Below are 20,803 nucleotides of genomic sequence, written 5' to 3'. Positions count from 1 at the left end.
ATCTTTATTAATGCCGTCCGTATGGGATCATTCTAACCCTGAGATATGATTGATATGCTTAATCTCATCAATCGTGAGGAAATGCGGATTCTTCCCTGAATTGTACTCAAAGTCCTGATCAACCGGACTGCCTGTCTCTCCCAGCTTGTTTGTCGTAAAATCAACCTTGTAGGAGTACTGGATTGTTGGCCGGATCACATAGTGATCATCAAACCCAAGCGTGAGATGCGAATCATCCCCGGGGCACATCACCTCATGCAGTTTCTCCCCGGGCCGGATCCCGATGATCCGCTTGGGGAGATCCGGTGCCATGGCAGTCGCCAGATCAACAATCCGAACTGATGGAATCTTCGGCACAAAGAGCTCCCCTCCCTGCATCCGCTCAAAGCCCTTCAGTACAAAATCCACCCCCTGCTGAAGCGTGATCCAGAACCGGGTCATTCGCTCATCAGTAATTGGGAGATGATCTGTGCCATTCTGGATGAGATTCTTGAAGAACGGCACGACCGATCCCCGTGATCCAACCACATTTCCATAGCGCACCACCGAGAACCGGGTCGGATCCTGTCCGGCGATATTATTTGCCGCTACAAAGAGCTTATCCGAGGCGAGCTTGCTTGCGCCATAGAGATTAATCGGGTTTGCCGCCTTATCGGTCGAGAGCGCTATCACCTTCAGCACCTGATTGGCAAGCGCCGCGTGGATCACATTCTCCGCACCATAGACATTTGTCTTGATGCACTCCATGGGGTTATACTCAGCCGCAGGCACCTGCTTCAGGGCGGCAGCGTGAATGACATAATCCACTCCCCGCATCGCCATTGTCAGGCGGTCGCGATCCCGGACATCGCCGATGAAGTAGCGCATGCAGTCCTGGTCGAAGACCTGACTCATCTCGAACTGCTTCAGCTCGTCACGGGAGAAGATGATCACCTTCTTTGGATCATATCGCTCAAGAATAGTCTTGGTGAACTGCTTGCCGAAGGAGCCGGTGCCCCCGGTGATGAGGATTGATTTGTTGGTGAACATGAGTATTACATCCAGTTATAATTGAGATACAGGTTACTTCTATCATTGTATCTCCTTAACAATAATTCTTGAGGGAAAATAGAGGCTGTATCCCCATCCTCAAATCATCATTTCTGAGAACAATATTCACCCCTCATCACCTTTATCGTCAGTGTGACATTCAACACTATCTCAATTTGCTCTCCTGGTTCACACCTCAATCCCTCTCAATACAGGTTTTTTCCACTAAAAGGATCTCTATATCTCTGCCACACAATCCACATTAATCCACATTCTCTGAAATTATCCCCTATAACCCAGCTATCGCTACGCCACCTCCAGGATGTCTTTGGTTCAATCCAGAATGTCTTTGGTTCAAGAACGATCCTATCCCTTTCCTGATACCCAGTTTTATATTGTGCACCAGATTCACAAGTGTCCATTCACAATTGACACCATCCAATCAACAGGTAAGAAACGCACAAAACTTCCGGTTCTCTTTGATAATCCCATATATTGATTCGATCATATACTTTCTCATTCCATACAGCTTCTTTCCTGCCTCCGTGACCAGTTTAGCACCCATAATCTGTTTTGCTACCGCCTCTTTGGTCATCCACTCACCTCTTTCTTTCAGGTGCGCGTCTGCCCATGCAGCGACTAAACCAGCAATGCATGGTACCAATGTGCTGTGGCCCCAACAGATCCGTTGCAGTTCATGGGGATACATACAGTCCTTTGAAATATCGCTCATCTTCTGTTCTCTCCATGGAGAGAGCCTTAATTAAATTTACAGGGGATTACGGATACTATCCCGTCCTCCCGATACTTCGTATAGAATGTGCTGAGATCGAGGTTTTGCAAGAGCTCGTGATAAATAAAGACTTCATCATTGTCATCGAGCCAATCCATCATATCGACCGGAAGGAGAAGCTTCTGTGTGGGGGGAAAATATCTGTGATTATAGTTCTCAGGCATAATGGTTTGTTGTTTCCATACATAATAAATATAATATTGAAGCATTAATTTGATCGTTCATGTGTGAGGAGTTCGTGCAACAGCCTCATCAGTGGAGTTGAAAGAGATGATGAAGAGGGTGGCATAGAGCCTTCGTCCCACCCCCCTCACCTCCCCTCACAGATCCTCTTCACATCAGCCGCCGGGTACCGGAGCGTGATCTCGCTCGTCCTCCCCTTCGCCTGCCTAACCGAGATCCTGATGAGAGCATAGGTGGCAAGCGATCTGAGCTGCTCGTAGAAGGAGGTATAGGAGATGGTGGGTGCGGGGAGCCGGGGGGCGGGATGATGGAGTTCATCCTCCCTCCGGCCATCTTTTCCATCCTTTCCAACCTCTCCGTTTGGACCTTTGTCAGTGGAATATCCCGGTTCGGGCTCGGCACATGCCACCGGCTCTCCGTCTCGCTGCTCCATGACTACCTGCCCCATCGCTCCCTGCTCCATGGCTCGCTCTTGCTCCTCCGACTGCTCGGCTGCCATCACCTCAAGGAGCCGGGAATAGAGCCTCCCCGAGGTCGGGGGCACCGGCTCCCCATACTCCTTCCTGCCAGCCTCTTCTCCCTCCTCGACCATCCCGGCAATCACCGAGAGGAGCCTCCGCTCCTTTTCGGTGAGGACCGAGACGAGGCCCCGGAGGTGGGTTGTGCGGGCATCCCCAAAGGCGGCGGCAACATCCTCTTCGGTGACGGCCGGCCGCCCGGTTCGCTCTGCCCTGAGGATGGAGCGTTTCAGGAGATCAATCCCCACCCGGAGATCCCCCGTCCCTGTTGATGCCGTCATATCAGTGATCAGATCAAGGATCTCCGGTGAGATCACCGCCGGATAGACCGCCTGCCGTGCTCTCTCCCTCAGGATGCCCCGGATCTGGGCGGCTGAATAGGGGGCGAAGAAGACCTCTTCTGAGCAGAGGCTTGAGAAGACCGATGGATCCAGCCTGCGGGAGATATCGAGTGCGAGATCGCTCTCCACCAGGATGACCGAGGCCCGGCAGCCGGGATAGTCGAGATAGATCCGAAGGAGCGAGGAGAGGATCTGGGTATCGGTTCCTTCATGGATCAGGTGGTGGATATCGTCAAGGCAGACCAGGAGGATCGCCTTCTTTGATTGAAGCGCCTTTGCAACAGCATCCATCAGCCGCCTGAGCGGGATGCCGGAGCTCGGGGGGGCATGGCCGACCAGTTCCCGGTAGATTATTGAGAAGACTGCAAATGCTGATCTGTTCTGCTGGCAGTTCACGTACACCGGGATCAGGGTATGTGAGACCTCCCTGAGTTCGGCAAAGAGGTGATGGATACAGGTCGTCTTCCCGGTGGCGGGGAGCCCCCGGCAGAGGATGTTCGCCGGCCGCTGCCCCCGGAGCCCCGGCCTGATCAGGAATGCCAGCTCCTCGAGCTCGGCATCGCGGAAGAGCACCTGGTCGGGGATGTGGTCGCATTCGAGGATATCGGCGTCCTTAAAGAGCGGTTTTTCGGAAAAGGTGAAGTTACGTGAGACAATCTGCGAACTGCTTTCTGATTTCATACCATAAAGAACGCTGTCCAGGTAATAATGGATGAACCGTGCGTCGTGAAAGTGAATTGGGGGGTGAGGGAGAATGATGAACCGACGACAGTGGGGAAATTAAACCGACATTGACACAATCCGCTGCTTCTCCCCTCCGGAGAGCGTCACCCCCAGGTCGCCGACGATTGAGTCGTAGCCGTCACGGAGGGAGGTGATGAAAGCATGTGTGTTGACACGCTCGGCGACCCCGGTGATCTGATCGTATGTGTAGTTGCCACCAAATGTTAGGAAGCTCAAACCATCTTCCCCGCCAGCTGCTCCCGGTACCACTCAATAGTCCTCCGAATACCTTCCGGAAACGCCATCTCAGCTGCAAACCCAAACTCCTGTTTTGCCCGGCTCGTATCCAGGCACCGCCGGGGCTGGCCGTCCGGCTTGGTGGCATCCCAGCGGACCTGGCCGGAGTAGCCGGTGGCTTCGACGATCAGGTCGACAAGATCCCGGATTGAGATCTCCATCCCGGATCCGATGTTCACCGGGTCAGGCTTGTTATACTGTTCTGCTGCCAGGACAATCCCACGGGCGGCATCTGCTGCATAGATGAACTCCCGGGAGGCCGCCCCGGTGCCCCAGACTTCGACCTCGTCACGTCCATCCTGTTCTGCTTCAACAAATTTCTTTATGAGGGCCGGGATCACGTGCGAGCTTGCGGGATCGAAGTTGTCGCCGGGCCCATACAGGTTCACCGGCAGGAGATAGATCGCATTGAATCCATACTGCTGCCGGTATGCCTGGGACTGCACAAGGAGCATCTTCTTTGCAAGTCCATACGGGGCATTCGTCTCCTCGGGATAGCCGTCCCAGAGATCATCTTCGCTGAAGGGAACAGGTGTGAACTTCGGGTATGCACAGACTGTCCCAACGGTGACAAACTTCGAGACGCCTGCCTGCCGTGCCGCCTCAATCAGCTGGATGCCCATCATCGCGTTATCATAGAAGAGGGTGGCAGGGTTCTCCTGGTTGAAGCCGATGCCGCCAACTTTTGCGGCAAGATGGATGACGATATCACACCCGGACACAACATCAACACAGTTCTCAAAGATCCGGAGATCAGTCTCCCTGCTCCGGGGGATCTGTATCTGATCCCTCGACACACCGTGTTTTCCAAGCTGCTCAACAACATAGCTGCCGAGGAATCCGGCGCCACCGGTGAGGAGGATCTGTTTACCTTCCCAGAATGTCATCTTGCAACCCCAATCATAACCACAATCATACTATCCCCTGATGGTTCCACCGGCATCCTCTAACCCGAATTCTCTTACCATCATCTTCTTCCTCCCGGTTTCTGACATCTCAACCTAAAACAACCTACTCGAAGAAATCATGTAGTACTGAAATAACATCATCTGCACCGGATGCAGGAATCCCTGATGAGGACGTCTCATTACCGTTAGTTTGCATCCATCCATATTTATCTGATCCGATACACTCCCGCCACCAGGTACCAGCACAGAGTTCCTCCCAAAGAATCTCCCGGCCATAGCCGCGAGCTGCCACCGCCGATATGAGGGCCGGATCTTCAGAAAAACCCTCTCTTCTGTAGAGCAGAAGGGGGACGCGGGCGAAAACCGCCTCGGAGATGGTGCTGTATCCGCATTTGGTGACGATCAGGTTGCATGCTGCCAGATAGTTCTGTGTCTCCATCTCATCGTTTGGGATTACACAAACACCGCGAAGTCCGCTCGCAGCATGTGAGGAGACGAGCACCCGGATTCCGGCATCAATGGCGTCCTGTACAGTCTTAAGGACAGCCGGGTGGAGGCGGCCCCCGGTGCTGAGGTAGATGAGCGGTTCATCGGGGCCAATGCCAAGCTGCTCACGGATCTGATCTGAGGAGATCGTCACCTCACGGGAGATGAGCCCGATCTCCTTTCTTACCGGGAAGATCTCCATCGGCTCATGAAAAGGGAGCATCAGTGCAGTATCGGCAAGAGCATAGGCACCATGGAGTGTTTTCACTTCAGGAGTCTCTCCAAAGAGTGAACTGAAGATAAAGTGCCAGCTGAAGTTTGAGATCGCAATCCCGGGGATCCCAAGCCTGCTGGCAACAGGGAATGCCTGTGGGACAATATCCGAGATGATGCAATTGATCCCCTCACTTCTGCAGAACTCCTGCTCCCGGCTGATATACGCATCCCAGGATCGGATCCAGTCAGATAAGAGGACTGCTGTCTCCTCCCTGTTGACGGTTGGCCGTTCTGTATCGAGCACGACACCGATATCATTTTTCGTTCTGCTATGGGTACATGATGGCAGGGACGTCTGCATAAAATCATGTGGACCATCAGTCTTTACCGTAATCCTGGCATCAGGCCATTTTGCCAGTATCCGCCGGATGACGGCGATGCTCCGGGCTGCATGCCCCATCCCGTAATCGCTCACAAAGTAGCAGATCGAAGGTGCTTTCATGCAATCTTCATGCGATCTCAGTCAGCCCGCCACCACTTCTCGGGGAAGAACCTGGCAATCATCTCGTCGCCCTCCCCGATCGGCTCAAGCCCGGCAGCCCGGAGATCCGAGTCGACCATGATCCGGACAAGGGCCGGGAATGTCACCTTCGGCTTCCAGCCAAGTTTCGTCTCGCTCTTTTTGGGATCGGCAATCAGCACCTCGACCTCGGTCGGCCGGAAGTACCGGGGATCGATCCTGACATGCTCCTCCACATCCAACCCGGCATAGGCAAATGACTCATGAAGGAATTCATGTACCGAATGGGTCTCGCCTGTGCCGACGACATAATCATCTGGATGATCCTGCTGGAGCATCCGCCACATGCACTCGACATATTCCGGCGCAAAACCCCAGTCACGACGGGCATCAAGGTTTCCGAGGTAGAGGTACTGTTCTTTGCCAGCAAGGATTTTTGCGATCGCACGGGTGATCTTCCTTGTAACAAAAGTCTCGCCACGGCGAGGGGATTCATGGTTGAAGAGGATTCCGTTGCAGGCAAACATATTGTACCCCTCCCGGTAATTCTTCGCCATCCAGTACGCATAGACCTTGGCGCAGGCATAGGGGCTCCGGGGGCAGAGAGGTGTCTCCTCACCCTGCGGGGGTTTTGCTGATCCAAACATCTCACTTGAGGATGCCTGGTAGAACCGGACATCATTGTTGCTCCGCCTGAGCACTTCGAGGAGACGGGTGGTGCCGAGTCCGGTGACATTACCGGTATACTCAGGGGTATCAAAACTCACCCGGACATGGCTCTGGGCGCCGAGATGATAGACCTCATCGGGCCTGATATTATAGATGATATTTGAGATCTGTTCTGAATCGGCAAGATCCCCAAAATGGAGGAAGAGGCGGGCGTCCGGATCATGCGGATCCACATAGATCGGATCGATCCTGCTCGTGTTGAATGTCGATGATCGCCGAACCAGGCCATGCACCTCATATCCCTTGTGCAAAAGGAGTTCTGCGAGATATGAGCCGTCCTGACCGGTGATGCCGGTGATAAATGCTTTTTTTGTCATTATTATTCCTCAATGCAGTATTGGTAATGGAAATTATGCAGAGGTAAGATCATGAGATCCCTATGCTAAAGATATAATCTTACACCCTATCAAAATCATCCTCAAACCTGACAATATCGTCTTCACCCGTATACTCCCCGATCTGCACCTCGATCAATTCAAGTGGCAGGAGCCCCGGATTGGCGAGCCGGTGCACCGTGCCTGCAGGGACATAGGTGGATTCGCCGTTCTTCAGGAGGAAAGTCTCTGTGCCGATCGTCACCTCGGCGGTTCCCTTGACGACGACCCAGTGCTCGCTCCGGTGATGGTGCATCTGGAGCGAGAGGCGGCGACCCGGCTGAACCGAGACACGCTTGATCTTGTAGGTACCACCGCTGTCGCCTTTGCTAACGGGTGTCCCGGCGGAATTCCCCTCGATTCTGCTGTCGCCTGTGCCGCCGCCACTCCTGCTGGCTTCGTGAGCATGTTCGGCATCCCCATCTTCGAGCGTCGTATAGGACCCCCAGGGGCGGTGAACCTGCATGTGGTGGAGGGCACGCTCGTCCCCCTGCTCCTTCAGCTCTTTTGCGATATCACCGACATGTTGTGCCTGGTCGCGGGCGGCAACGAGGATTGCGTCTTTTGTCTCGATGATCGCAAGATTGGAGATGCCGACGGTCGCGATCAGCCGGTTGCCGATGATCAGGTTCCGTTCTGACTTGATCCCGAGATGCTCGCCCCGGACAGCATTCTGATCTCCATTCTTTGGGAACGCGTCATAGAGGGCATCGAAGGTGCCGAGATCATTCCATCCTGATGAGAAGGGAACAACTGCGGCACGATCTGTCTTCTCCATGATGCCGTAGTCGATTGAGATCTTCGGTACCTTCGCATATGCCTCATCAACCAAAAGATCTGAAAAAGCAGAAACAACCTCGCCGGCATACTTCTCTGCCTCGGAGAGGAAGAGGGAGGGGGTGAAGACGAACATCCCGCTGTTCCAGAGGTATCCCGAGGCACAGTACTCCCCGGCAGTCTCACGATCCGGCTTCTCTACAAAGGAATCGACGAGATACCCGTCATCACCAAGCGGGGAGCCGGGGCGGATGTACCCGTACCCGGTATGAGGGGATCCCGGACGCACCCCGAAGACGACAAGATACCGATCTGCCAGGCGGGCGGCTGCATGGAAAGCAGCAAGGAACGCATCATCGGGTTCGATCAGGTGATCGGAGGAGACGACCGCGATACGATCATCAGTTGCGTCTCTACAACTCTCAACAAGCACCTTCACTCCGTAGTAGATCGCAGGGAGCGTATTCTTCCCCACAGGTTCGGTGAGAACCGGGCAGTCGCACCCGATATCGGCGAGCTGATCGCGGATCAGGAACTGGTGATCGCGGTTTGTGATGATGGTGATGTCTGTTGCCGCAGAGAGAAGCAGCTGCCGCTTCACCGTCTTCTGGAAGAGAGACTCCCCGTTGAAGAGCCTGATGAACTGTTTGGGGAACTGCTCGCGGGAGAGGGGGAAGAGGCGGGTGCCGCTACCACCGGCGAGGATGAGGGTTTTCATGAGATAATACAACTCTGGATCCCTATGAGCAACAAACAAACACACCCATCACAAGCATCACATCCATCACAACCATACAGAATCATACGCTGATAATCTCACTCACATACTATGGGCAAAGAGGAGGATAAGTGCTTTGATAAGATTCTGTATCCCCAGAAAACACCACACAAAGAACCTCTCCGATCACTCCTCTTCATCCCCAGACTCTTCCCCACTCTCCTTCTCCTCCTGCCCCAGGTACAACCGATAATACTCCCCCTTCATCTCCAACAACTCCTCATGACTCCCGCTCTCCACAATCCTTCCTGCCTTCAGAACATGGATGACATGGGCATCCTGGATCGTCGATAAACGGTGGGCGATCGTGATCACCGTCATATTCTCAGAAAGCCGCTTGACAGATTCGATGATCCGCTTCTCGGAGATATTATCAAGCGAGCTCGTGGCTTCATCCAGCAGCAGGATCTCCGGTTCCCGCAGAATGATCCGGGCGATCGCGACCCGCTGCCGCTGACCGCCGGAGAGCTTCATCCCCTGGTCGCCGATGATCGTATCATAGCCATGATCAGATCGCATGATGAATTCATGTGCATCGGCACGTTTTGCTGCTGCGATGATCTCCTCATCGGTGCAGTCGAGGCCAAACCGGATATTCTCCTTGATCGAATCATTGTAGATGAAGGTCTCCTGGCCGATGTACCCGAGTGACCGGAGATAGCTTGTGGGGTCGAATTCGTTGATATCCACCCCGTCAATTGCGATCCTGCCGGAATCAGGAGAGTACAGGAGAGCAAGGAGGTTGGCGATCGTGGTCTTGCCGGATCCGGAGTCTCCGACGATGGCAACCGAGGTATTCTTTTCAATTGCAAACGAGAGATCACAAATCGTATCCCCGGCCGCATCCGGGTACCGGAATGTTACCCCTTCAAATGCAATCGATCTCTCAAAAGAGAAGGGGAGGCCACCGCCCCGCCCCCTCTTCTTCTCCCGCTCACTCTCTTCCTGAATGAGTTCAGCATGCACGAGCTCAAGGGCAGGCAGGTACTGAACCATTGAGGTGAGATTAGTCTGTGCCTGGCTTGCTGTTGGCACGAGGCGATATAACGCGAGCATGAATGTTCCAAAGAGACCAATATACGAGAGGAAATCCCCGCCTGTTGAGATATAGAGGACAAGAGCACCAATTGCAATCACCGAGAACATCAGAAAATCATTGATGATGGATGGAAGCTTTCCAAGGGCTGTCACAAAGGTGTATGCCTGCCTGAGCTTTGAAACAGCAGCATCATATTTTTCAGCCCAGAAAGAATGCGATCCCGTGATAAAGATCGTCTTGATCCCGGAGATGAACTCCTGGTAGGCAACCGACTTCTGCATAAGTGCGGTATTCAATGCTGAACTGTTCCGGTAGAGACGGGTAAAGAGCTGCTGCCTGATAAGATATGCATAGATCACTCCGAGAATCACCAGTGCTATCGAGAGCCAGAAGGAGAGATAGATGATAAACAGGAAGTACAGCAGTGCCATCAGGGAGTTCTTGACAAACTCCATGAACTGGTTAATCGCCAGGCCGGACTCTGTCACCGCCCCCTGCCCGATATACAGCAGATCCCCCTGTTTCTTTGCTGCAAAATAACTGTAATCATTACCCATCAGGCGATAGAAGATCCGCCGGTCAAGCGAATCCCGCACCGCTGCAAAGACATAGGCCCCCGAGTAGGCAACGACCCCATAAAATACGGCGATGAATGCGGTTGTTAAAAGGAGCAGCAGTGCCGATGCAAGGAAAGGATGCACCGATGATGGAAGGATCAGATCAAAGAACGTATCAAGCAGCCGGTGCTGGTTCTCAACATCTAGCCCGTAATTGATGATCGGGTAGACGAGTGAGACCCGGAATACTTCCAGTCCCGCCAGTGCGATGACTGCCAGAAGATACAGTGCAAGCATCTTTTTGAAGGGGGCGAAGAGGTAGTAGAGGATGTTGATTGCATTTCTGATGGTCGACACGGATGATCCCCGATTAATTCCTCAGTGTTTGACGGACAGACGTATGTAGTATTCGATTGAATGGAAGAGAGAGTCTGATCAATCATCCGGATCCGGGCAGGGTGCACAATCTTTACCGAATCCGAAAAGAAGCTTCAATGCTGGTTCTTATATAACAATTTCCGGAATTCCTCAGGTGACAGGCTAGCCTGCGATAGTATTGCGAGCAAAACAGTCCGGCCCTATACTCAGGAAATCTGATGAGGGGATTAGATTGTCAAGGATTAGATTCCGGCATTCTCTGCGTGCGACGGATCGGTAATTTCCTCGGGAATTGGTCTGCCGAGTTTTCTGGCAACCTCAATATATCGACTCTTCTCCAAATTTCTGATCACCAAATTCTTTGATTCTTGAGCAAATGTCAGCTGGATATTGTGGTGTCATCCTCACAGCAGATCCCTTTGCACACAAGCGACAGTGAATGAGAAACTGTAGTTGGTTAGGGAGAGACCCAATAACAGGAGTTGGGGCGCGGGAACGCTTCCATCCTCTCGGCGGGGCGGCGAGCCCCGTTCGGTTGGCCATGAGGATCCCCTTCACTGGAGCAGGAAAAGGCAGGGGCATTGAGGAGTGTTTTTCGCCTGGAGAGATAAGGTGAGAGATTATTGTATTATTCTCAGGACTTTGCCGCATTCATAATTCCATAATTTATCAATGCCGTCCTGATCTCCTTTAATTCCATACGCATCTCAGAGATCTCCTTATTGAGATGGTTATCGAGATCACTTCTCATTCCTTTCACTTCGGTGAGCGTCTCTATCTGCAGACCGATCGTCTTTTCTTGTAGGCTGTTCGTCTTCTCCTGAAGGCCAATCGTCTTTTCTTGTAAGCCGATCGTCTTCTCCTGCAGATCGATCGTCTTTCCCTGCAATGAAATGGATGTATCGTGCTTCTCAAGGGAGATATCCTGTTTCCTCTCCATCCGTGAAAAGATAGCAATTGCAGTATCAAATCTCTCTGCAAGTTCTTCTTCCGGAGAGCCTCTGATTACCGTGAAATAAGAATATTCTCCTTTATAATCTTCCTTCACGGTACAAATCTCTTCAATTTCTACCGGATATTCCACATTCCTGATAGCCTGGATAAATGCATCAAGATCGTCTACACGCCCCTCTGCTATGATATGCACATCATATCCTTCAAGGTTCTCGATATACCCGGTAATATGTAATTTTCGGGCAATATTCTGAACAATATGCCGATAGCCAACCCTCTGTACCGCTCCTGAAACCTGTATTGAATATCTGGAGAAGGTATGAGAATCCATAATCAGCATTGAGTTTTCATAACTCAAAGGCTTTTCTATCACACACAAGATGGCTTCACATCACGGCCAGCACGTTATTGACCACGTCTTCATCTGACATACTCCCACGAATAAAGTCGTTGGCTTTCTGCTGCTATGATCGTAAACTCCCGGTATTTATACTTTGTACACCCTTCGACCCGGTGAAGGGGGTCAGCACAATCGTATGGATCATCGTCTTACACCGGTTGTAGAGCCGGAGATCATAATGTGCAAAACGGACGAGATCATCCCGTGATAGGTGAGTCTCTTCTTCCAGATGGAGGATGGTGTTATCTTCCAGCCGGAAGGTGAGATCCATCATGTCATCATGTGTCTCCACCTCTGGAATTTCCGTCTCCATAAACCCGGTGATATGTGGAAGATCAATCCCAAGAAAGTCCAGGAAGCGGATCTCAAAGAGAGAGAAGGCCTCTTTGAAGACGAGATCATAATTCTGATGATTAATCTGCTGCATGTCTGGTACCAGAACTGGGATTGTATCATATGAGTACTCTTCGATTCATTCCAAAGTCTTCTCCAACATATCCACCACCCATCCAAAACCAATACATATGATGATGAATGCCCATTGTACATATGAGATCGGACATGCCCCCCCCACAGAAGACCAGGCACGCGAAGCTGTCAAACGCATAGAAGCTATCGATGGCTTTGATCGCGTCAGGTTCATCTTCCTCTATGGATCAGTTGTAGCAGGGCAGGCAAGGGATGATTCGGATATCGATCTCTGCCTCTGGTATGATGGAGATACAAATCAGGCCGAACGATTCCGGTTTGCATGTATAAAAGAGCTCTCTGATTCGCGGTTTGATATCCAGATCTTTTCACACCTCCCGCTCTACATCAGAATTGAGGTTATCAAAGGCCGCCTCCTCTATGCAAAGGATATGCGTTTTGTATATGACATAGCGTATCACACGATCAAAGAATTTGATATCTTCAAACACCGTTTCTACGACTATATCGGAAAAGAGGCGATGGTATGAGGGGAGAAATGAGTGGTACTGTCAGGGACACACTGATACGGACAAAACTCATCGAAATGGAGGGGAGCGTACTGCTTGTGAAGAAACATCTGCCAAGATCCTTTGAAGATTTTCTTGACATGGGCCTGATGAAAGATGGGATATACAAACGCATCGAAGCTTGCATCAGAAATCGCGGTATGCAGTGCGGCGATGACGGATAAAGACTATAGTAACCTGTTTCTTTCAGGACATACTTCATAAAGTATGCGATACTCACCAACCCGGATCCGATAAAGGGATACCGAACCGCTGAGCTTGCGGGAACTGTGTGGCATCGGGTTTCGCTTAAGGTCTTCGATCGCATTCAGGATTCGTGATATACTCTTGCGTGGTACACTCGCTATATCTTTCTCAACACTTTTCTTTAAGAGAATTTCATACAGTCCCATTACGATTCAGAGCCGCTTTTTCAGTTCTTCAAGTGTGATTGTCGATTCAGTTCTTCTCTCTGCCACCACAGCAAGATCGTGGAGATCTTCCTGCAACTGCTCGTACTCTTCAAGAGGCAGGATGACTGCAATACGATCTCCCCGCTCATCAACAATAAACTGTTCTTTGACTGCACCCATCGTTGTTTCCCTCTTCATGTAAGTAGGATTCGGGAATTATATAAGTGCTGACAATCGCCACATTCCGCAGGAATCTGAGGGGTGACATACCCATCATGAACACAGTAAATCAACTTCTACCTGCATCCAACCACTCCCAGTAAAGAGAAGAGAGGGGTAGATTTATGCAGTTTCCAGCTGAACCGATGCTAGTGTGGCGGAAGGCACACGCTCAGAGATATTGAGGATCTCTATTCCGATCAGATTATTCTCATCATCGTAATCGAGGATGACACCCGGCTTGATCTCTTCTGAATCCTTAATGATGGCATCAGACAGTCGCATATATATAGCATCAGCCTCTTTGTCGATTGTTACTTTCATTGCGCATCCCTCCTGTCAAAGAATAGTGTAATAACACGATGGGGAGATAACTTAGGATTTATAATGACCCGAAGTACTTTTCCCTTTGCATTTGGAATCTCTTTAAGATAATGCACCTCATCCTCCCTTCTTTCTTCAACTCTATCGGGAAAGAGTAAGGTATTCAACACCCATTCTTCTTGAATCATCCGCTCATGCATCATGGATTTAGCATGCTTTGAGAATATCTGGTTGTCAACCATAATAAACAATAGCGATTTTTATGATATGTATAACGGTTCCCATTTCCTTCTCGATCAGTGCCATTCATCGATCCACGCACAGATCATCATAAGCCTCCATTGACAATATCGTAGAATCGAGGACGGATAAACCTAACCACCTTTCTTACCCTGAAAAAATTGGGAGAGCCCCTCTTTCAGATCCTCATCCCTTCCATCACCGCCTGGTACGGCACAGAAATCTCCTGCCCCGTCTCTACAATCCGGTACGGCCCTGTCGCAACAACCACATCATTTGGCCCGGCCTCGGTCGGATATGGCAGCACAAAGACTCCGTCCCGGCTCTCCTGGCGGTACGTGAATGTCCTTCCGGTGTTTGTCTTGATCGGCACCTCGATCATTCCCTCACCCTGCACTGTTGCACCGGGAACAAACTCGAAGATCTTCACGTAGCGGATATCGCCGCCGCTCAGGACATTTGTGGGTGATTCATAGACAAGCCGGAACCGCTGGAGGGCGTCAAGCTCGGTTGAAGAAACAAACATCTCGGGGGTGAGGATCTCCGCACTGTGGTTTGGAGCTGCTGTCTTCTCAAACTCGGCGATGTAGGCCCATGCCTCATCGACCGACTTCGTCTCACCAATACCGATGATCACAGGTGTTGAGCCCGCACCAAGCCCAAGCGAAGATGCCGGTGCAGACTGTACAACCAGTATCTCATTTGGAGTAACCGCTGATCCGTCAAAGACATGGAGCCGCTGGATCATCGTCTGGAAATAGCTCTCCCGCTGGAGCTGTACCTGTGAGTATGAGCCCTCAGACTCCTGATAGAGCATCCGCTTCTGGAATGGGGCAGTCGCATTCACCGGATCATGCCAGGTTGTCATCGCCCAGAACTTGCCGGTTGTCATCTCGATGTCGGTGATGATGTACCGGATTCCGAGTTCATCAAGCTGCGCAGATGCCGCATCAGCATCTGTCTCGATGAAGAAGTCAGCTGCTGTGCCCGCACCTGCCTGGAAGGGGTTTGCATGTGGTATCCGTTTTGAGACAAAAGTGATCCAGTGGCCATAATCCCACCACGAGATCACTCCATATGCTTCAGGAGGATACTCGAATGTTTCACGATCCGATGCAGCAAAGGTTGCACAATAATCAACCCCCGGGTCAGGTGAGTCCTCGCCAAGCCAGGTGAGGGCAGCTTTCCAGTCAGAATTCATGCCTCCCCCGATATTTGAACCAAGATTAATATTGGCAGATACCCCCGACCATGTAAAAAGAAGGGCAATAATAATCGTTCCAACAAGAAGACCGGAGCGGAGAGGGCTTGTACTTTCTGCTTTGGGGACTATCTTCTGTGGCTTCTTCTGTTTCTTCCCTTTCTTTCTCCCATCCACAGAAACCTCAGGAGATACCTCAGGGGGTATAGCCTGCTCTTTTGGTGTCAGGAACTTCTCTAATCCAGTGAGCCTGAGGAGATCACGCCCACCGATCTGCATGGCAGCACCGACTGCAAGAGCGGCCATCAGTGCGATATTTGCAGCCAGATAGTACTCAAAGCGAACCTGCCGGGTGGTTGCAAGGAAGATCAGGGCAAACCAGATTAAGGTAAAAAGTGCCGGAGCATCATTCTGTTTCCAGATACGATACAGAAGATACAGAATACCAACAGCGACAAGGATCCAGCCCCATGAAAAGACAGAGACAGCATTTGCAAACTGCCAGGGCATCGCCTCCTGGATTGTCAGGACTTCTGCCCCCATACCAAAAACATGTGAAAAATGTCCGAGATATCCACGGACAAGATCGGGCAGAGCAAGTAAACCGATCACCAATGCAATGACAAAAACCCCAAGAAGCGATAATGGATAATAATACCATTCGCGGTCAGAAAGGAGTCTGGATATCGCAAAAAGGAGAAGGGATCCGACAATCAGAAGGAAAAATGCAACAATATGTCCTGCTGTATAGGTAATTAATGAGAGACCCGAAAATTGAATACCAAAGGGGATGACCCCTACAATCACCACAAGAAATGTGACGATATTCGTAATGATACAATAGTCAGATGATTCTTTTCGGATATGGTTTATAACAGCCTGAATGGTTGTATATACCGCGACAATAAAAGCAAAGAGCACCATTGTCGACATATTGTAAAAGCCAAGAAGAAACGCAAAACCCGCAAGCACCGGGTAGATCAGAACCGGATTCTTCAGGCTCTTTAGATCTGTAAGGCGCACCCCGCTCTCCTTCAGCTTCATCAACGCTATGATAAAACACAAGCAGAAAAGCGCTGAAAAAAGTGTCTCTGCAATATGGTGATCCACAAAGCCAAAGAGTGAGCGGTACGCATACTGGCCCCCCACAATTGAGATAAAACCAGCAGACACAAGTCCCGTCTTCCAGTCAACAAGCTTTGCGCCAAGCCCATACATCACCGGAACCATTGCAGCAGCCATCAGTGGGGAGAGGAATGATGCAGCATACATCATCTCAGGACGGGTGGATGCACCCATCAGGATACAGAGGAAGGCAGCCATTATCGGGTAGAGAGGGCCCCAGGCAACCTGCTGACCATTTGGGAACTGCGTCATCGGGTCAAACCACGAGTATGATGGGAAATGTGTCACGATCTGTTCTATCTGCCGGAGACTATACCAGGGATCGTTTCCAAGCAGATTCACCCAGTCAGCCGTGACGATTGCAGCAACCGGCAGTGTTCGCGACCAGAATATAAAGAGAGAGAAGGCAATCAGACAGATGGCAATGAAAGAATACCTGATCATCTGTTGTTGTTTGAAATTATTATTTAACTCCTGTGGCATCAGATCAATCTATGCATCCCAGAATAATAAATAGATATGATATCATTAGCGAATGTATCGACCAATTCCACCTCAAATCCGGTTTTCGTCTTTGCTTTCCATATCCTTAATATCACACCGGAAAGAATATGATCATGATTCTGCTGCTCACAGGTCTTTTTCTCATCCTCATTGCGGCTATTCCGTATCTCATTTTTCTTTTTGGAATTCATCTCGGGAAGAGATGTAAACCCATCCCGGAGAGAGGAAAACTCCCCGATATCAGTATCCTGATCCCCGCCTATAATGAAGCAGCAGTCATCAGGAAGAGGATTGCCAACATCAGGGCATCAGATTATCCTCTCGAAAGCTACGAATTAATCCTTGTCGACGACTGTTCATCTGATGACACAGCCGCATTAGCAGAAGAAGCATGCAGGGAGGAAGAGATCGAATACAGAATCCTCAGAAATGAGAGCCGCATGGGAGCGAACAGGACGATCAACAGGGCAATACAGGCAGCACGCCACCAGATTCTGGTGACAACAGATGCGGATGTCATATTCGAGAAACACGCCCTCAGCATACTGATCGCACGTCTCATGAGTGATGAGACGATCGCAGCAGTCTGTGGTGATCTCAGGCCGGTTCCGGGTGATGCATACCGGACATCAAAGATAGAGGGAACATACAGGAACTTCTATGGACGGATGTGTGCCTGGGAGAGTGCAGTGGATTCGACCTATACCTTAAATGGTGCCCTGATAGCCCTGAAGAAAGACCTGGTGCCCCGTATAGATGAGAGAAGAGGTGCAGACGATGCAAATACCGGACTGGAAGCAATACGCCAGGGGTACAGAGCCGTCTATGAAACAGAAGCAGTTGTTTATGAGACGATTCCTGACGACTTCCGGAGCCAGTATCGTCAGAAGACACGAAGGGCAACGCACCTGATCGAAGCGACAATTGATAATATGGATCTCCTGAAACAGAAGCGGCCATTCTCACGCTTCTTTTATCCACTCAGGATCTTCATGTATCTTCTGACCCCTGCGCTCTTCTTCACAGGATCTACCTTTTTTATCATAGGCCTCTTCCTTATGAACCCGCTTGTTGCAATCTCCTTGATCGCTGTCTTTATCGCAATCAGCCTCTTCTGGAAGAGCAATCTCATTACATCCTTTGCAACAAACCAGGCATACCTCCTCAGAGGACTCTTGAATCTGGGGAAAGATATGCGGGTATGGGAGAGTACATCAAAGAAACAATAACCGTTTTGAGAGGAGAGTGAGATGACTATCTCAACAATTCTAGGATCCAGTTGCTCGACTACCGCCTTGTCGAATTCCTCGCATCAATTCCTGAAGATCAGAAGATCAGGGGGGGCATTACAAAATATATCCTGAGAAAGGCAACAAAAGGACTTCTGCCTGAGGCGATCAGGTGCCGGATGGACAAACGTGGCTTCTCAACACCGGAGGAAGTCTGGATGAGGGGGGCAATGCAGCCTGAAATTTTAAAGATCCTCACCTCCCCCTCATTCAGATCACGCCCCTACTGGAATGCAGATGAAGTACATGCAAGCTACTGTGACTTCGTTGATGGACGTTCATCCTATTCAGGCGAACTCTGGCGGATCATCTGCACCGAACTCTGGCTCAGGCAGTGTATTGACATGTACCCGCATGATTAACACGCACAGGCAGGAATAAAGTCCGTACGATGAAAACACACCTGATATACCGGAGATGGAGTTCAGATCGACATCAGAGCCGATCATCCAGCCTGTTTCCACACATCCGAAGGCGAACGGAGATTCGACATCCCCGGAGCCGGGGACGCAGATGGTCGGTTCTTATCCATACTTCTGATCCTTCGATTCAGCTGAATGGTCAGCATGATGGAAGTGAACGCCCCCGGCTATAACCATGAATAGGTGACCCGGCCACCTGTACCAGCAGATCATCCCTCACAGAAAAATAGGTACAGACAACTCCCATCTCTCTGACCAGATCTGCTCTCCTGCTCCGCATCATCTCTCCTGCAATCCTCATCGCCCCGGCACACCCCCTGCCTCTCCATCTCGCTCTCACAGAGCCGCTTCACGTCAGCTGCCGCATACCGGAGGGTGATGGCGCTCGTCTTCCCCCGCCCCTGAACGCTGGTGATCCTGATGAGAGAGTAGCTCTCAAGTGACCGGAGCTGCTCGTAGAAGGAGGTGTAGGAACAGGATGTGTAGGGGAAGAGGGTGGACGAGGGATATGAGGCGGGGAGACACGAGAACAGAAGCCACCCACACACAGAAGAAGCCCCGGGCTGCCCCGGATCATGTCAGGGGAGGGGCGGGGGTGTTGCTTTATGCCGGTAAGGTAATCTCGCCTGCTGCTAATGGGCGGCAACAGATGGTGCCCTGATGCACAGCTTCCATCACGATATCGATCTTTCGTGATGTTTCAGCTGAAAAGTATGCTTCACCACACTGCCTGCAGACATATGCTGGAACATCCCGGATGACAATAACTTCATTTTGAACCCTGGCAATAAATTCGGTTGTTCCTAATGTAAGGGTTCCTTTGCAGAAGCTGCATTTTTCAGGATTCATCCCTCAAGCCTCCTCAACTCTTCCTCAATCTCTTCGACCGTCGGGAAACTGTCCTTCAGGTCGTCGGGGAGGGAATGGACCAGCTCATACTCCGAGACTCCTATGGGCTTTCTGATGTCGCTCAAGGCATACTCGACGACAAGGGCGTCATGATTCTTGCAGAGAAGGATGCCGACCGTTGGTGCGTCTTTTTCCGTCTTCAGCTGCATATCCACCGCCTTCAGATAGAAGTTGAGCTTGCCCGCGTATTCGGGCTCAAAGTCTCCGGTCTTCAGCTCGATGACCACATAGCAGTGCAGCCGGGTATGGTAAAAGAGCAGGTCAAGGAAAAAATCCCGCTCTCCAACGGTGAGCACCCGCTGCTTCCCAACATAGGCAAAGCCTGACCCAAGCTCCAGCAGGAACTGGGTGATATGCTCAATAAGACCTCGTTCCAGTTCTCTCTCGGTATATTCAGGTGAGAGGGAAAGAAAATCAAACTTATAGGGGTCTTTGATTATCTGCTGTGCCAGATCAGACTGCGGTGCGGGAAGGGTTGCAGAGAAATTGGAAATTGCCTTCCCGTCGCGTCGGTAGAGACCGCTTTCAATCTGGTGCGTTAAAACAGTCCTGCTCCAGTTGTTCTCTATCGTTTTTCTGACATAGAAGAGGGCTTCATCTACTGAGCCGCATTTGGAAATGATCACCCGGTTATGCCCCCACGGGATCTGCGTCAAAAGTGGCACAGCCTGTGCCACTTTTTGGTCTTTGGCAGCGGCAGGCAGAACACCCGGCTCAACTTGGTCACAGGATGTGACTGAATTTGATACCTCGCTACCGTAAAACAGGTACCACCGTCGGATATAATTCAGGTTCCCCTTGGAAAATCCCTTCATCTCAGGGAATTCTTTCATTAAATCACGGCTCAGCCGGGCCAGAAATCCGCTTCCCCATGCGGCGGACTGCTGTTTTTCAACAATCTCAGCACCCAGCTGCCAGTAGAACTCCAAAAGGGCGGTGTTCATCGAGACAGCCGCTTTAAGCTGGGCCTGACGCAGTCTCGATTTGATATCCGCAAGCCATACGGCATACTCCCCGCCCGACAGGACAGACGGGGATGAACTCTCATCTTCCGTCATAATAGATCCTTAATTGTCTTCAACACGGCGTTCGTCTCGGCGTCCAGCCTCTCCATCTCGGAAAGGATCTCCTCCGGACTTCTGAGCGGCTCCTCTTCCGGGAGATTCGGGTTCTTCACGCT

At 51.0% G+C, this 20,803-nt stretch carries 24 protein-coding genes; 4 read left to right on the top strand and 20 right to left on the bottom strand.

Annotated elements, in window-relative coordinates:
* Window positions 1-27: 27 nt before the first annotated feature.
* The 11 genes from pseB to ACZ44I_RS03365 form a co-directional block, all read right to left on the bottom strand.
* On the bottom strand, window positions 28-1,029 hold the full coding sequence (gene pseB, locus ACZ44I_RS03415; protein ID WP_464548743.1) for a UDP-N-acetylglucosamine 4,6-dehydratase (inverting): 1,002 nt from the start codon (window positions 1,027-1,029) through the stop codon (window positions 28-30).
* 442 nt (window positions 1,030-1,471) lie between these two features.
* Window positions 1,472-1,762: a hypothetical protein gene (locus ACZ44I_RS03410; protein ID WP_464548745.1), complete on the bottom strand. Its 291-nt coding sequence runs from the start codon at window positions 1,760-1,762 to the stop codon at window positions 1,472-1,474.
* 370 nt (window positions 1,763-2,132) lie between these two features.
* Window positions 2,133-3,545, bottom strand: a complete 1,413-nt coding sequence (locus ACZ44I_RS03405) for an AAA family ATPase (RefSeq protein WP_464548747.1) — start codon at window positions 3,543-3,545, stop codon at window positions 2,133-2,135.
* A gap of 99 nt (window positions 3,546-3,644) precedes the next feature.
* A complete protein-coding gene (locus tag ACZ44I_RS03400; RefSeq protein ID WP_464548748.1) occupies window positions 3,645-3,824 on the bottom strand; it encodes a hypothetical protein in 180 nt (59 codons plus the stop codon).
* Window positions 3,821-4,771: a GDP-L-fucose synthase family protein gene (locus ACZ44I_RS03395; protein ID WP_464548750.1), complete on the bottom strand. Its 951-nt coding sequence runs from the start codon at window positions 4,769-4,771 to the stop codon at window positions 3,821-3,823. The genes ACZ44I_RS03400 and ACZ44I_RS03395 overlap by 4 nt, the downstream gene beginning before the upstream one ends.
* Before the next feature lie 124 nt (window positions 4,772-4,895).
* On the bottom strand, window positions 4,896-5,996 hold the full coding sequence (locus ACZ44I_RS03390; protein WP_464548752.1) for a hypothetical protein: 1,101 nt from the start codon (window positions 5,994-5,996) through the stop codon (window positions 4,896-4,898).
* 17 nt (window positions 5,997-6,013) lie between these two features.
* On the bottom strand, window positions 6,014-7,060 hold the full coding sequence (gene gmd / locus ACZ44I_RS03385) for a GDP-mannose 4,6-dehydratase (protein ID WP_464548754.1): 1,047 nt from the start codon (window positions 7,058-7,060) through the stop codon (window positions 6,014-6,016).
* Window positions 7,061-7,139: 79 nt separating this feature from the next.
* On the bottom strand, window positions 7,140-8,612 hold the full coding sequence (locus ACZ44I_RS03380; RefSeq protein WP_464548756.1) for a sugar phosphate nucleotidyltransferase: 1,473 nt from the start codon (window positions 8,610-8,612) through the stop codon (window positions 7,140-7,142).
* 186 nt (window positions 8,613-8,798) lie between these two features.
* Window positions 8,799-10,625 (bottom strand): ABC transporter ATP-binding protein, encoded by a 1,827-nt coding sequence (locus tag ACZ44I_RS03375; RefSeq protein ID WP_464548758.1) that lies wholly within the window; start codon window positions 10,623-10,625, stop codon window positions 8,799-8,801.
* 655 nt (window positions 10,626-11,280) lie between these two features.
* Window positions 11,281-11,931 (bottom strand): acylphosphatase, encoded by a 651-nt coding sequence (locus ACZ44I_RS03370; RefSeq protein WP_464548760.1) that lies wholly within the window; start codon window positions 11,929-11,931, stop codon window positions 11,281-11,283.
* Between the two features lie 133 nt (window positions 11,932-12,064).
* Window positions 12,065-12,427, bottom strand: coding sequence for a hypothetical protein (locus tag ACZ44I_RS03365; protein ID WP_464548761.1), 363 nt, complete (start codon window positions 12,425-12,427; stop codon window positions 12,065-12,067).
* Window positions 12,428-12,524: 97 nt separating this feature from the next.
* Here ACZ44I_RS03365 and ACZ44I_RS03360 point away from each other — a divergent pair, with 97 nt between their 5' ends.
* Together ACZ44I_RS03360 and ACZ44I_RS03355 are read left to right on the top strand one after the other, a co-directional pair.
* Window positions 12,525-12,959, top strand: a complete 435-nt coding sequence (locus ACZ44I_RS03360) for a nucleotidyltransferase domain-containing protein (RefSeq protein ID WP_464548763.1) — start codon at window positions 12,525-12,527, stop codon at window positions 12,957-12,959.
* 8 nt (window positions 12,960-12,967) lie between these two features.
* Window positions 12,968-13,162, top strand: coding sequence for a hypothetical protein (locus ACZ44I_RS03355; protein WP_464548765.1), 195 nt, complete (start codon window positions 12,968-12,970; stop codon window positions 13,160-13,162).
* Between the two features lie 3 nt (window positions 13,163-13,165).
* On the opposite strand, the gene ACZ44I_RS03350 is transcribed toward ACZ44I_RS03355, so the two are convergent.
* The 5 genes from ACZ44I_RS03350 to ACZ44I_RS03330 form a co-directional block, all read right to left on the bottom strand.
* On the bottom strand, window positions 13,166-13,390 hold the full coding sequence (locus ACZ44I_RS03350) for a type II toxin-antitoxin system RelE family toxin (RefSeq protein WP_464548767.1): 225 nt from the start codon (window positions 13,388-13,390) through the stop codon (window positions 13,166-13,168).
* Window positions 13,391-13,396: 6 nt separating this feature from the next.
* Window positions 13,397-13,588: a type II toxin-antitoxin system Phd/YefM family antitoxin gene (locus tag ACZ44I_RS03345; RefSeq protein ID WP_464548769.1), complete on the bottom strand. Its 192-nt coding sequence runs from the start codon at window positions 13,586-13,588 to the stop codon at window positions 13,397-13,399.
* Between the two features lie 144 nt (window positions 13,589-13,732).
* Window positions 13,733-13,933: a DUF2283 domain-containing protein gene (locus tag ACZ44I_RS03340; RefSeq protein ID WP_464548770.1), complete on the bottom strand. Its 201-nt coding sequence runs from the start codon at window positions 13,931-13,933 to the stop codon at window positions 13,733-13,735.
* Window positions 13,930-14,175 (bottom strand): DUF4258 domain-containing protein, encoded by a 246-nt coding sequence (locus tag ACZ44I_RS03335; protein ID WP_464548772.1) that lies wholly within the window; start codon window positions 14,173-14,175, stop codon window positions 13,930-13,932. Before ACZ44I_RS03335 ends, ACZ44I_RS03340 begins: the two co-directional genes overlap by 4 nt.
* A gap of 176 nt (window positions 14,176-14,351) precedes the next feature.
* The gene (locus tag ACZ44I_RS03330; RefSeq protein WP_464548774.1) at window positions 14,352-16,982 is read right to left on the bottom strand and encodes an oligosaccharyl transferase, archaeosortase A system-associated; all 2,631 of its coding nucleotides are present in this window, start codon (window positions 16,980-16,982) and stop codon (window positions 14,352-14,354) included.
* 134 nt (window positions 16,983-17,116) lie between these two features.
* Here ACZ44I_RS03330 and ACZ44I_RS03325 point away from each other — a divergent pair, with 134 nt between their 5' ends.
* Both ACZ44I_RS03325 and ACZ44I_RS03320 read left to right on the top strand, forming a co-directional pair.
* Window positions 17,117-18,232: a glycosyltransferase gene (locus tag ACZ44I_RS03325; protein ID WP_464576575.1), complete on the top strand. Its 1,116-nt coding sequence runs from the start codon at window positions 17,117-17,119 to the stop codon at window positions 18,230-18,232.
* Window positions 18,233-18,282: 50 nt separating this feature from the next.
* Window positions 18,283-18,654 carry an asparagine synthase-related protein gene (locus ACZ44I_RS03320; protein WP_464548777.1) on the top strand — a complete coding sequence of 124 codons (372 nt, stop codon included), beginning with the start codon at window positions 18,283-18,285 and terminating at the stop codon, window positions 18,652-18,654.
* A 269-nt stretch (window positions 18,655-18,923) separates the two neighbouring features.
* On the opposite strand, the gene ACZ44I_RS03315 is transcribed toward ACZ44I_RS03320, so the two are convergent.
* The 4 genes from ACZ44I_RS03315 to ACZ44I_RS03300 are packed head-to-tail and all read right to left on the bottom strand — an operon-like array spanning window position 18,924 to window position 20,800.
* Window positions 18,924-19,262 carry a hypothetical protein gene (locus tag ACZ44I_RS03315; protein ID WP_464548779.1) on the bottom strand — a complete coding sequence of 113 codons (339 nt, stop codon included), beginning with the start codon at window positions 19,260-19,262 and terminating at the stop codon, window positions 18,924-18,926.
* Between the two features lie 55 nt (window positions 19,263-19,317).
* Window positions 19,318-19,563 carry a type II toxin-antitoxin system MqsA family antitoxin gene (locus ACZ44I_RS03310; protein ID WP_292735507.1) on the bottom strand — a complete coding sequence of 82 codons (246 nt, stop codon included), beginning with the start codon at window positions 19,561-19,563 and terminating at the stop codon, window positions 19,318-19,320.
* Window positions 19,560-20,681, bottom strand: a complete 1,122-nt coding sequence (locus ACZ44I_RS03305) for a PDDEXK nuclease domain-containing protein (protein ID WP_464548781.1) — start codon at window positions 20,679-20,681, stop codon at window positions 19,560-19,562. Before ACZ44I_RS03305 ends, ACZ44I_RS03310 begins: the two co-directional genes overlap by 4 nt.
* A complete protein-coding gene (locus ACZ44I_RS03300) occupies window positions 20,678-20,800 on the bottom strand; it encodes a hypothetical protein (protein WP_464548782.1) in 123 nt (40 codons plus the stop codon). The genes ACZ44I_RS03305 and ACZ44I_RS03300 overlap by 4 nt, the downstream gene beginning before the upstream one ends.
* Window positions 20,801-20,803: the final 3 nt, after the last annotated feature.

Source organism: Methanocalculus pumilus, from assembly GCF_055382585.1.
The sequence above is the reverse complement of the archived record's forward strand: the minus strand, read 5'-3'. Positions and strand labels throughout refer to the sequence as shown.